The 12,043-nt window shown below is 62.3% G+C and carries 10 protein-coding genes and 1 other RNA gene; 7 read left to right on the top strand and 4 right to left on the bottom strand.

Features of this window, described 5'->3' with window-relative positions; translation table 11 throughout:
• Nucleotides 1–187: 187 nt before the first annotated feature.
• Both gap and tkt read right to left on the bottom strand, forming a co-directional pair.
• Nucleotides 188–1,198 (bottom strand): type I glyceraldehyde-3-phosphate dehydrogenase, encoded by a 1,011-nt coding sequence (gene gap / locus HV823_RS10355; protein WP_176949639.1) that lies wholly within the window; start codon nt 1,196–1,198, stop codon nt 188–190.
• A 66-nt stretch (nt 1,199–1,264) separates the two neighbouring features.
• Nucleotides 1,265–3,247, bottom strand: a complete 1,983-nt coding sequence (tkt, locus tag HV823_RS10350) for a transketolase (protein WP_176949638.1) — start codon at nt 3,245–3,247, stop codon at nt 1,265–1,267.
• Nucleotides 3,248–3,576: 329 nt separating this feature from the next.
• Between tkt and HV823_RS10345 the strand changes: the two genes are divergently transcribed.
• From HV823_RS10345 to HV823_RS10330, 4 genes are all read left to right on the top strand, one after another.
• The gene (locus HV823_RS10345; protein WP_097137301.1) at nt 3,577–3,849 is read left to right on the top strand and encodes a DUF4164 domain-containing protein; all 273 of its coding nucleotides are present in this window, start codon (nt 3,577–3,579) and stop codon (nt 3,847–3,849) included.
• A 43-nt stretch (nt 3,850–3,892) separates the two neighbouring features.
• Nucleotides 3,893–4,264: a cell division protein ZapA gene (locus tag HV823_RS10340; protein ID WP_176949637.1), complete on the top strand. Its 372-nt coding sequence runs from the start codon at nt 3,893–3,895 to the stop codon at nt 4,262–4,264.
• A 171-nt stretch (nt 4,265–4,435) separates the two neighbouring features.
• Nucleotides 4,436–4,594: non-coding RNA, 6S RNA (gene ssrS / locus HV823_RS10335), on the top strand.
• Between the two features lie 190 nt (nt 4,595–4,784).
• Nucleotides 4,785–5,201 (top strand): hypothetical protein, encoded by a 417-nt coding sequence (locus HV823_RS10330; RefSeq protein ID WP_176949636.1) that lies wholly within the window; start codon nt 4,785–4,787, stop codon nt 5,199–5,201.
• Nucleotides 5,202–5,300: 99 nt separating this feature from the next.
• On the opposite strand, the gene HV823_RS10325 is transcribed toward HV823_RS10330, so the two are convergent.
• Together HV823_RS10325 and HV823_RS10320 are read right to left on the bottom strand one after the other, a co-directional pair.
• A complete protein-coding gene (locus HV823_RS10325) occupies nt 5,301–6,116 on the bottom strand; it encodes an ATP-binding cassette domain-containing protein (protein ID WP_176949635.1) in 816 nt (271 codons plus the stop codon).
• A gap of 134 nt (nt 6,117–6,250) precedes the next feature.
• Nucleotides 6,251–7,744, bottom strand: coding sequence for a lipopolysaccharide biosynthesis protein (locus HV823_RS10320; RefSeq protein WP_176949634.1), 1,494 nt, complete (start codon nt 7,742–7,744; stop codon nt 6,251–6,253).
• Between the two features lie 192 nt (nt 7,745–7,936).
• Between HV823_RS10320 and HV823_RS10315 the strand changes: the two genes are divergently transcribed.
• The 3 genes from HV823_RS10315 (at nt 7,937) to HV823_RS10305 (ending at nt 11,973) form a co-directional block, all read left to right on the top strand.
• Complete coding sequence (locus tag HV823_RS10315; RefSeq protein ID WP_176949633.1) at nt 7,937–8,851, top strand: ATP-grasp fold amidoligase family protein; 915 nt, start codon at nt 7,937–7,939, stop codon at nt 8,849–8,851.
• Between the two features lie 44 nt (nt 8,852–8,895).
• Complete coding sequence (locus HV823_RS10310; protein ID WP_425487650.1) at nt 8,896–10,002, top strand: GumK N-terminal domain-containing glycosyltransferase; 1,107 nt, start codon at nt 8,896–8,898, stop codon at nt 10,000–10,002.
• A gap of 219 nt (nt 10,003–10,221) precedes the next feature.
• Nucleotides 10,222–11,973 (top strand): flagellin N-terminal helical domain-containing protein, encoded by a 1,752-nt coding sequence (locus HV823_RS10305; protein WP_176949631.1) that lies wholly within the window; start codon nt 10,222–10,224, stop codon nt 11,971–11,973.
• The last annotated feature ends 70 nt before the right edge of the window (nt 11,974–12,043 follow it).

Raw genomic sequence — 12,043 nt, 5'->3', positions numbered from 1 at the left:
CATGCCGGACTCGATCCGGCATCCAGCGCGCTCAACTCCTTGAACGCAACAGACACGATTTCGCCGCCGAGGCGGCGCTGCTGGACCCCGGATCAGTCCGGGGTGACGGAAGAACAAGGTGTGCCCCGTCACGAGGGCCTCAAACGTGGACACCCGGACATTGCTGCCCGGGTGTCTTTGATTGCGATCAGATCAGCTTCGCAAACGCGACGGCCGTGTCGGCCATGCGGTTGGAGAAGCCCCATTCGTTGTCGTACCAGGAGAGGATACGGACGAACTTGCCTTCCAGAACCTTGGTCTGGTCGATCGCGAAGATCGACGAATGGCTGTCATGGTTGAAGTCGCGCGAGACCAGCGGCTCCTCGGTGTAGCCGAGGATGCCCTTCAGGGCGCCGTTGGAGGCGGCCTTGATGGCTTCGTTGATTTCTTCGACGGTGGTGTCGCGCTTGGCAACGAACTTGAAGTCGACGACCGAGACGTTCGGGGTCGGCACGCGGATCGAGGTGCCGTCGAGCTTGCCCTTGAGGTGCGGCAGGACGAGGCCGACGGCCTTGGCGGCGCCCGTCGAGGTCGGGATCATCGAGAGCGCTGCCGCGCGGGCGCGGTAGAGATCCTTATGCATCGTGTCCAGCGTCGGCTGGTCGCCGGTGTAGGAGTGGATCGTGGTCATGAAGCCATGGTCGATGCCGACCACATCGTCGAGGACCTTGACCACCGGCACGAGGCAGTTGGTGGTGCACGACGCGTTGGAGATGACCAGGTGTTCCTTGGTCAGCTTGTCGTCGTTGACGCCGAAGACGACGGTCAGGTCGGCGCCGTCGGCCGGAGCCGAGACGATGACGCGCTTGGCGCCGGCCTGCAGGTGCAGGGCCGCCTTCTCGCGGGCGGTGAAGATGCCGGTGCACTCCATGGCGATGTCGACGCCGAGTTCCTTGTGCGGCAGCGTCGCCGGGTCCTTGATGGCGGTGACCTTGATCGGCTTGCCGCCGCCGACGGTGATCGTGTCGCCCTCGACCTTCACCTCGGCCGGGAACTTGCCGTGGATCGAATCGTAGCGCAGCAGGTGGGCATTGGTCTCGACCGGACCAAGGTCGTTGATCGCCACGACCTCGATGTCGGTGCGGCCGGATTCGACGATCGCGCGAAGGACGTTGCGGCCGATGCGGCCAAATCCGTTGATGGCAACTTTTACGGTCATTTCGGGTGTCTCCCTATCAGAACAAAACGTGCGGGTGGCGCGCGGTCGCCCGCGCGCCGTCCCGGATCAGCCGAGCTTGGCTTCGGCGGCTGCGACGACCGCCTCCGGCGTGATGCCGAAGTGCTTGTAGAGCTCCTTGTAGGGGCCGGACGCGCCGAACGAAGACATGCCGATGAAGGTGCCGTCCGAGCCGATGATGTGATCCCAGCCCTGGCGGATGCCGGCCTCGACGGCGATCTTGACCGGCGAGTTACCGATGATCGCCTTCTGGTAGGCTTCCGGCTGCTCGTAGAAGAGCTCGAAGCAGGGAACCGATACGACGCGGGTGGAAATGCCCTTGGCCGTCAACGCCTCGTGGGCCTTCACCGCGATCTCGACTTCCGAACCGGTGGCGAAGATCGTCACCTTGGCATCGGCGGAAGAGATCAGGTCATAGGCGCCCTTGGCGCAGAGGTTCTGCTCCTCGAACTCGGTGCGCACGGCCATCAGGTTCTGGCGGGTGAGCGCGATGCCCGAGGGGCGGTCCTTGTGTTCCAGCGCCAGCTGCCAGCACTCGGCAGTTTCAGTGGCGTCGGCCGGGCGGAACATCATCAGGTTCGGGATGGCGCGGAGTGCGGCCATCTGCTCGACCGGCTGGTGCGTCGGGCCGTCTTCGCCGAGGCCGATCGAATCGTGGGTCAGGACGTGGATGACGCGGATGCCCATCAGGGCGGCGAGGCGGATCGACGGACGGCAATAGTCCGAGAAGATCAGGAAGCCGCCGGAGTAGGGGATCAGGCCGCCGTGCAGCGCCATGCCGTTCATCGCAGCCGCCATGCCGTGCTCGCGCACGCCGTAGTGGATATAGCGGCCGGAGAAGTCATCCGGGGTGATCGACTTGGTCTGGCTGGTCTTGGTGTTGTTGGAGCCGGTCAGGTCGGCAGAGCCGCCGATCGTTTCCTGCAGGACGCCGTTGATGACCTCGAGCGCGTCCTCGGAGGCCTTGCGGGTCGCCGGGTTCGGCTTTGTCTCGGCCAGCTTCCTCTTGTAGGCGGAGATCGCGGAATCGAGACCGCTTTCCAGGTCGCCGGCAAAGCGGCGGACGAACTGGGCCTTCTTCTCCGGATCGGCCTTTTCCAGGCGCTCCTGCCATTCCTTGTGCGCCTTGGTCGAGCGCAGGCCGGCCAGACGCCAGGCGTCAAGCACGTCGGAAGGCACGGAGAACGCTTCGGCGTCCCAGTTCAGCGCCTTGCGGGTCGCGGCGATTTCGTCTGCGCCGAGCGGCGAGCCGTGGACCTTGTGGGTGCCGGCCTTGTTCGGAGCGCCCCAGCCGATGACCGTCTTGCAGGCGATCATGGTCGGCTTGTCGGACTTCTGGGCCTGCTCGACGGCAGCCGCGATCGCTTCGGGATCGTGGCCGTCGACGGCGATCGTGTTCCACTGCGAGGCACGGAAACGGGCGTGCTGGTCGGTTGAGTCGGCAATCGAGATCGGGCCGTCGATCGAGATGTTGTTGTCGTCCCAGAAGACGATCAGCTTGTTCAGCTTCAGGTGGCCGGCCAGCGCGATCGCTTCCTGGCTGATGCCTTCCATCAGGCAGCCGTCGCCGGCGAGCACGTAGGTGTAGTGCTCCATCAGGTCGGAGCCGAACTCGTCGCGCAGCTTGCGCTCGGCGATCGCCATGCCGACGGCGTTGGCGATGCCCTGGCCGAGCGGACCGGTGGTCGTCTCGATGCCGGCGGCATGGCCGTATTCCGGGTGGCCGGCGGTCTTGGCGCCGAGCTGGCGGAAGTTCTTGATCTCGTCGATCGTGATGTCCTCATAGCCGGTCAGGTAGAGGAGCGAGTAAAGCAGCATCGAGCCGTGGCCGGCGGACAGCACGAAGCGGTCGCGGTTCGGCCAGGACGGAGCCTTCGGGTCGAAGGTCATGAAGCGGGTGAAAAGGACCGTTGCGATGTCCGCGGCGCCCATGGGAAGGCCGGGATGGCCGGAGTTGGCTTTCTCCACGGCATCCATGGAAAGAAAGCGAATAGCATTCGCCATCCGGTCGTGTTTTTCGCGAGAGATCATGACTGTTCCAAATAATCGGGGTGTCAGGGCCGATGCCTGTCGGGGTCACCGGTTAGGAAGCGGCTGACACATAGCAGGTGCATTGCGGGAGTCAACGAATTGCGCCGTTTTTGCCGTGTTTTGCGGCGCTTTGGCGCGCGAACGGGCAGCTCTTTTCGACGCCGGGTTCGTCCCCCTTGCCGCGGCGCAGCAATCTCATCCACAGACCAGCGCGGCGATGCCGGGTCGCGTGGTTGACGCTGGCGATTGCTGTTGAATATTGTCAATGACTTGAAGACGGCGAGAACCGCGGCGATTCGTCCGCGACCGTAAATGCCGGTGAAGGCGTGATGGCGGCAGGAGAAACAGTCAGGGTAGCGATCGAGGAGTTGCGCAAGGCTTTGACCGGCCTCGACAACGCACTCGACATGCGCTTCGACCGCGAGCGAGACCACAGCGAGATCGAAAACGAGGTGCGCCGCGTCAACACGGATCGCTCTCGCCTTGCCCAGGAGCTCGACCAGTCCGAGTTCCGGGCCAACCGTCTCGAGGAGGTCAACCGCGAGGTTTCCCGCCGGCTGGTGACGGCAATGGAAACGATCAGGGCAGTACTCGACCGCTGACGCAAGCGTGCGGCGGCCTGCTTCGGGGGACACGGAAGATTCCATGGCGCAAGTAACGGTTCTGATCGACGGCAAGGCCTACCGGATGGCCTGCGAGGAGGGGCAGGAAGAGCACCTCAGCGAACTCGCAGGCAGCTTCGACCGCTATGTTAGCCACCTGAAGTCGCAGTTCGGCGAGATCGGCGACCTGCGCCTGACCGTCATGGCCGGGATCATGGTCATGGACGAGTTGAGCGAGACGGGCCGGCGGCTGAAGGCGCTGCAGGCCGAGGTGGAACAACTGCGCAACGGCCGCGAGAGCGTCATGGCTGAAGCCTCCCGGGACGAGGCCGCCATTGCCGCCGCATTGGGAGAACTGACGGACCAGATCCAGGGCATGACCGCAAAGCTCGTCGGAAAGCCGGCCGCGAACTGATCCCCGGGCTTCATGAGGGGCAGGGCGTGCCGGACCTTTCGCGACAGCAGCTTCCGCAACAGCAAGCGATAGCCGCTGACCGTCTGCCCGTTCATCCGCGACGACCGCTTTCTCTTCACGCAGCAACCGATAGCCACTGGATTAGTCGCCGGTTCCGTCCTATATCTAAATCGCGGTCTGCGCTTCCCGACAGGTATCAACATTCCCCGGGGCCATACACGATCTCAAGGGAGCTGTCCCTGTTCGGACCCGTGGGTTCGGACATATGGCACCCACCTACTTTGTAGGCACCCGGGATCGTAAAAATCCATCGGTCGCCGTGGATCGCGCTTTCTCTCTTAAAATTCAATGTTTTGGCCGACGTGACACCAAGAGTCGCACTGGTGTACTATGGGTAACCAAGATTGGCAGCCGAGCACACCGTGAGGAGATCTTCATAAAATTGGGTGCCGACGAGCGATGCTAAAGATTTTTCTAACTTCTTGTGGTTGCATTCCTGCAACCGATAGAAGGACGCCTTATGAATACTGCAGAATCGTTGATTGACACAGGTGCAAATGGCTCAGCTGTTGCAAGAAACTATGCTTTCATTCTCGTGGGCGGCATCGTCTTTCCGCTTGTAATAGTCGCGCATTTCATAGCGCGAAAAAGGCGCAAGCTCACCGGTTTTGAGCAAAGCCAATATGTGTTTCAATATCGGACGACGTCGATTGCATTGCTCAGTCTTGTTGTTGCAGTCTTGATTGCAGTGGCAATGTTTATTTGGATGCCACCCCAAGCACCGCAGCAGCATGTCCAGATAATATTTGCTTTTCTCAACAGTCTGGTCTGGCTCACTATGTTGTGGGGCGCAGCAAGATGTATTCGCGGTCTTTATCTGTGCGGCGCTCGGAGAGTCATACAGAACTCAAAAACATTCTGGATTTGGCCGCAATAGATATTTCCTGCGGTGCTGGGCGAGTGATCTCGCTTCTGGCCCGGCTGCGCCGTCGCGTATACGCGGCCGCCCGCAGTCGATCCGTTTCCGTAAAACCCGCTATTTCGCCAGGGCCACCGGCCTGTCGCTGTCCGGTTGGCGGATCACGTCCATGCGCACGTCGTAGATCAGTTCCAGGGTCTCCGGCGTCATGATTTCTTCCGGAACGCCTTGCGCGATGAGCCGGCCGCCGCGCAGCGCCACGATCGCATCGCAGAAGCGCGCGGCCATGTTGATGTCGTGCAGGACGGTAATCACCGTGATGCCGTTTTGCCGGCTGAGGTCGCGCGTCAGGGTCAGGACGTCGAGCTGGTGGCCGATGTCGAGCGCGGAGATCGGCTCGTCCAGAAGCAGGCAATCGGCGTCCTGCGCGATCAGCATGGCGAGCCAGACGCGCTGGCGTTCGCCGCCCGACAGCGTATCCACCAGCCGGTCTGCGAAAGGCCCGATCTCGGTGCGCTCGATGGCCTCCTCGACCTTGGCCCGGTCCGCCGTGCCGAAACGCCCCAGAGCGCCATGCCAGGGATAGCGGCCGAGTGCTACCAGCTCGCGAACGAGCATTCCGGGCGCTATCGGCGTGTGCTGGGGGAGATAGGCAAGCCTGCGGGCGAAGGTGCGGGCGCCCCAATCCGCCAGCGCCTGACCCTCGAAGCGGATCTCGCCGGCCGTCGGCTGCAATTGCCGGCCGATAAGTTTCAGCAGGGTGGATTTGCCCGAGCCGTTATGGCCGACCAGCGCAATCGACTTCCCTGCCGGAAGGTCGAGGGTCAGCGGATGCAGCAGGACCTTGTCGCCGATGGAATAGCCGACATTGCGCAGGGAAAGGATCGGCGATCCGTCTTCTTCGTGCGGGCGTGCTGCGGCAATTGCGGGCATGGATACGATCCGGAAAGCTGATTGGAATGATCCTGTTTTGCGATTTTTCGGCGCAGGGTCAATAGGCCGGTTGTGGCGAGCCCTCTTCGGAGGCGACGAAAGTTGCAGCCGATAGCGCTGGGCCTCGCAGCGTCTCAGCTGCGTGTGGCGAGCATCGCCCGCGCGAGCAACCCCGCGAGCGGCGCGGGCAGCTTGCCTTCCGCCCACCGGGCGATCATGCGGCGTTCCTCCAACGGCACGGCGGAAAGGATCGCCAGTGCCAGAGGATAGGCGATTGCGCCTGCGACGATGCCGAGCAGCATGCCGGGCAGGTTCGGCATCCACCACAGGCAGGCGCTTGCGGCCGCAGCACAGCAGAGTGCCGCAAGAAGGACCTTGAGGAGTGCCAGCGGGTTGCAGGCGACGCCGAGGCGGCGGTGGCAATACCACAGGCAGAAAAGGAAGCTCGCCGTTCCCGTCAGTCCCTTGACCCAGGCCGCTCCCATCGTGCCGAACCGCGGCACGACGACGAGCAGCAGACCGATGCAGGCCAGTCCTTCCCATATCGACAGGCGCAGGACGGCCCCGCTTCGCTCCCGCGCCAGCATCATGCGATAGGGGACCGTCACCATGGCGGCAGCGAAGCCGAAGGCAAGCAGCACCACCGACAGTTCCACCGCCGGGCGGAAGTCTTCGCCAAACAGCGCCGGGATGAGCACCGGCGAGATGGCGGCGCCGCCGAAGCAGATCGGGGCCAGCACCAGCGACAGGCCCAGCAGGCTCCTCTGGTAGGACTGCGTCAGGCCGGCATGATCGCCGCGGTCGCTGTGGTAGGAGAAGAGCGGCACCAGCGGTGCCACCAGGAAATAGGAAAGCTGGATCACCATGCCGGTCATCGTCGAGGCGATGGCGTAGTGCCCGACGGCGGTGAGGTTGAAGAAGAGCCCGATCACCGCAAGTTCGACCCGCGAGCCGAGAAGGGCCGTCATGCCGCCGGACAGCCAGCTGTTTCGCGCGTAGGTGGTCATGGCCGGCGTCACCGGCTGCACGCCCGCCCTTGCGGGCGAGAGATATTTCCGCAGCGATAGCGCCTGCGGAAGGTGGCGGACCATGTGGCCGAAGATCGCACCGGCCGGTCCCAGCACCAGCGCGCCGAGCAGGACCAGAAACGGCTGCAACAGGCAGCCGATCGCGGTGTTCAGGCTGCTTTCGCGGAAGCGGCCAAGCCCCTGGGCGGCACCCAGCGACAGGGTCGAATAGGCGTAGACGAGGAAGAGGCCGGTGGTGGCAGCCCATATCAGGGAGACGCTGGACTGTCCGGATAGTGCGAGCCAGCCCGCATAGGCGAGCATAGTCGCGGCAAGGGTGCCGGTGCTCGCGACGAAACGGCGTGTCAGGGTGCGCACGAGCCCGGGCCGCCCGCCCTCTTCCGCACCATCACTCTGGCCGACGAAGCGCAGGATCGCCTGCGGCATGCCGAAGTCGGAGACAAGGGTCGCGACCGTCATGATCCACAGAGCGTAGGCCACGATCCCCGCGCCTTCGACGCCGAGCGCGCGCGCGACGACGACGCTGCTGCCGAAGCCGGCAAAGAGCGACAGAAGGCCGGCGGCGGCATTGAGCAGCGATGACCCGAGCATGGATTTCATGTGGCGACCGTCTTCGTCCTGCGGCGGCAACGGGAGGTCACCGAAGCGCAAGAGCCCCTAGAGCCCTAGATCACCCGGCTTAACATTCGGTATCCAGCCGCAGATCGCGGCATTCCTGGGTCTGCTAACCCGGACTTAAGAAAACTGGTTTAGGCCGAACTGAACCGATTATTCCATCATCAGGTGTAGCCAATGCCGGATATCACCCTTTCCGCGCGTCACGACAGCGGCCTGAAGCTGAAGCTGCAGCACCTCTTCTGGCGTCTCATCGCATTCCTTCCAGACCGCCCCTATCTGCGCTGGAAATATTACTCCATGGCCGGACGGTTTCCCGATCTCGACGATCCGAAGCTGTTTTCGGAAAAGGTGCAGGCGCGCAAGCTCTACGACCGCAAGCCGATCTATGCGCGCATGGTGGACAAGCATGCCGCCAAGGCGCTGATCGCCGATCGCGCCGGGCCGCAATATGTCGTTCCCACCTACTGGGTCGGGCGTGACCTGAACGACGTCGACTGGTCGACCATTCCGCTTCCGGCGGTGGTCAAGCCGACGCATGCCTCGGGTTGCGGTGTCTTCCTGCGCGAGCGCGGCGATATCGACGCGCTTCTGGCGCGCAATCCCGGACCCGAATGGCTGGCCCTGAAGCATCATCGCATCAACCGCGAATGGGCCTATGGCGAATTCGAGCCTTTGATCATCATCGAGAAGATGCTGGTGGAAGGCGACGATGCGCCGGACGACTATCGCTTCTTTGTCTTTTCCGGCGAGGTATCGCACATCGAACTGCGTCTGAGGCGCGACGGCGTCGGCTACGAAAGCTGGTTTTCTCAGCAATGGCAGCCCCTGGAGTATCAGGGCTTCTACTACGAGCCATATCCGGGCGTTCTGCCGAGGCCCGACAGGTTCGAAGAGATGCTTGAGGTCGTGCGGAAGATGGCGGGTGACAGCGATTTCATGCGGGTCGATCTATACGTGGTCGACGGGCAGATCTATGTCGGCGAGCTGACGCTCTATCCGGGCGGCGGCTTCCAGGGCTGCGTGCCCGACCAGTTCGACGAGGCGCTGGGCAGGATGTGGAAGCAGGAGCTGGCGCGCGACACGCGCTGAGGGTGCGAAGGGCCCGACGGTTGCGGGCAACGGGCTGAAACGAGATGAGAGTCCTCTTTCTATCGACGCATGCGTTCTTGCCGACGACGCGGAAGGCGAGCGTGCATTTCGTCACTGACGCGCTTGCCGCACGCGGCCACGAGGTCGATACGGTGAGCGTGGGCTTCAGCTCGCTCACGAAGTTCAAGAAGCCGGACCTTTATGCGCAGCTTGCCGGCCCGCAGAAAAACCGTTTCGTCGAAACCGGGCTTCGCCGGCGTGCGGCCTGCTATCTGCCGCCGCTGCATCCGTTCAGTTCGCGCAACAGCGCGCTGAACGCCGTCAACGGCCTGTTCTTTCCGCTCTACGGCAATCTGCTTCCCTCTTTCCTGAAGGAAGCGATCGAAGCCGCCGATGTGGTGGCGATCGAGTCGGGAACAGCGATTGCCTTCTTCGATGCGGTGCGGCGCATCAATCCTTCCGCGCGGCTTCTCTATTTCAAGCGCGACCGGCTCGATTCGGTCGGCGCCTCCGAATATCTGCAGGGTCTCGAACGCCGGATCTGGCCGCAGTTCGACAGCGTGATCGTGCCGTCCCCGCGCATGGCCGAACAGATGCCGCGGGCAGCAAGGCTTTCCTGCGTGCCGCAGGGCATAGACAAGGACATGTTCGATGCAGCGCTCTCCTCGCCCTATACGGCAGGAACACAGAACGGCGTGTCGGTCGGAAACATGCTGTTCGACGCCGAGGCGGTCAGACAGATGGCGCTGGCGCGCCCGGAGATATCCTTCCATCTCTTTGGTGCCGGCGTCCCCGGGGAGTACCCGGCCAATGTCCGCCTTTACGGCGAACGTCCGTTCGGCGAGATCGTGCCCTACATCAAGTTCGCCGACTTCGGCATCGCGCCCTATCGCCTGACTGCGCGCGAACTCTATCTGGCCGAATCCAGCCTCAAGCTGCAGCAGTACGGCTACTGCCTGCTGCCCGTGCTCGTCCCCGACCTTCTGGAAGGCGGGCGCGGTAATCTGGTCTGCTATTTACAACAGGGCGAGGCGGACTGGGCGGGCAAGGTCGCACGCGCTGCACGCGCGCCGCACGAACCGGCATGGCGCGACGGGATCCTGTCGTGGGACGAGGTTGCCGCCCGCGTCGAAGCGGACATGGGCGTCTGACCGCAGAACCTACGGTGATGCCCGGGATCAACCATCGGTCGAGCCGCATTTTCGTCATGTCACGGTTCTGATCGTCGGTAAGTATCCGGATACACGTCGGCCATATTCCAAATATCGAATATTTATAGATTCTAATCTATTGATTTTTATCGTTCTTTTTTAACGTCGGGCGCGCCCTCGCCGGAAAATTTACTGTCTGTTAACCATGATGGCATTTACATGGGTGTCATCCATAAGCTCATGACGAGCACCATTCCATTCATCTTCAGGTTTCATATGACCAGCATTCATACGAATGTCGGGGCGATGGCTGCGCTCCAGGCTTTGCGCACGCTCGGCAGCGCGCTACAGACGACCCAGAACCAGGTGAGCAGCGGCCTGCGCATATCCGCAGCCTCCGACAATGCGGCCTACTGGTCGATCTCGACCACGATGCGATCCGACAACAAGGCGATCTCGGCGGTGTCCGACGCGTTGGGGCTCGGTGCTGCGATAGCGGATACCGCTTATGCTGGCGTCGCATCCGTCATTGAGAATCTGGACGCAATCAAGGCAAGACTGGTCGCAGCGAAGGAGGAGGGGGTCGACAAGGCCAAAATCCAGAACGAGATCGATGCCTTGAAAAAGCAGGCGCTCAGCACAGCCGTTTCGGCGTCGTTCAACGGCGTGAACTGGTTGAATACCGATATCAACGACGATCTCGCGAACCTCTCCTACTACAATTCCAGCATCGTTGGAGGCTTTGTGCGCTCCGCCGACAGCTCCGTGGCGCTTAAGACCGTGGATGTCGATCTCGTCGGGATCAGTCTGTTGAACACCGGCGGCGGTGGAGCGCTGCAGACGGATATCCGTAGTCTCGGGACGATCGGAGGCTTTCGATACGCGTCCCAAAGCGTCGGTTCCTCCAACGGCTTTGAATCGCGATACTTCACTGGCCCAATGACCTTCGGAGCCACCGATTCCATAGACTTCACCGTCGTTCTCGACGCCGATGCCTACTCGCCCGGGACGAGCTATAATCTCACCATCGACAAGGCCACCGTTGACGCGGCCCTCGGCATCTCGACCGGCGTGGTCAGTGACAACAGCGACCTCGCTTTGGTGCTCTCCCACATTTTCACATCGAACTTCGTGCCTGCCGGGGTCGCCTCGTTCAACTGGAGCGGGCCACCAATTCAACAGCTGTTCAGCATCTCTACGTATGACGGCACCGCCAACACCGGTTCCAGCGTTGACGTGGTCGTCACCAATTCGACGTTCGCGGGAGATGCCGCCTTTGGCCTGGAAAACGCGCCGGCGGCTGAATCGGCCAACCGTTACGCGCAGGGCAGTTTCAATTTCACGGGTCCGTTCCGGGTACACAACGGTGTGGAATTCACTTTCACATTCCAGATTAATACCGAGTTGCCGATCGAGGTGACTGTCGACCGTTCGCTGGTCGACAGCGCGCTGGGCACCAGTGACGGTTTCATCAACTCTGCGGGAGATATGGCGTCCGTGCTTGACCTCGCCCTGAGCGGATTGGGTCTCGATGTTTCCGCCGCAGGCTCCACCGTCTATTTCGACGTCGACCCGAGCATTTATCCGGACTCCGGGACGCGATCGCATTTCTCGATTTCGAAAATCGTCGACAATGTCGGCAGCTTGCCGGATTTCGACCTGATGGACCTCGATATCAGTGCGCCCGGCGCTGATGTCGATCGATATCTCTACGGCATCGAAGGCATGTTGAAGAAGCTCACGAATGCCGGAAGCACGCTGGGTGCCGCACAGAAACGGGTCGAGCTCCAGTCGGAATTCGCACTTGCGCTGCGCGATGCCATCTCCACGGGGGTGGGCCGTCTCGTCGATGCCGACATGAACGAGGCGTCGACGCGGCTGAAAGCGCTGCAGACACAGGAACAGCTGGCCGTGCAGTCGCTCTCGATTGCCAATGGCACCGCTGAAAACATCGTGCAGCTGTTCCGCTGACACGAGCTGTATCTGCAAAATGCAAACGGCCGCCACGAGGGCGGCCGTTGTCTTGTTCGGGGCAGGGGAA

Origin of the sequence: Mycoplana rhizolycopersici (assembly GCF_013378445.1) — a bacterium.
Lineage (GTDB): Bacteria > Pseudomonadota > Alphaproteobacteria > Rhizobiales > Rhizobiaceae > Mycoplana > Mycoplana rhizolycopersici.
This window is presented reverse-complemented; position numbering and strand designations above follow the sequence as displayed.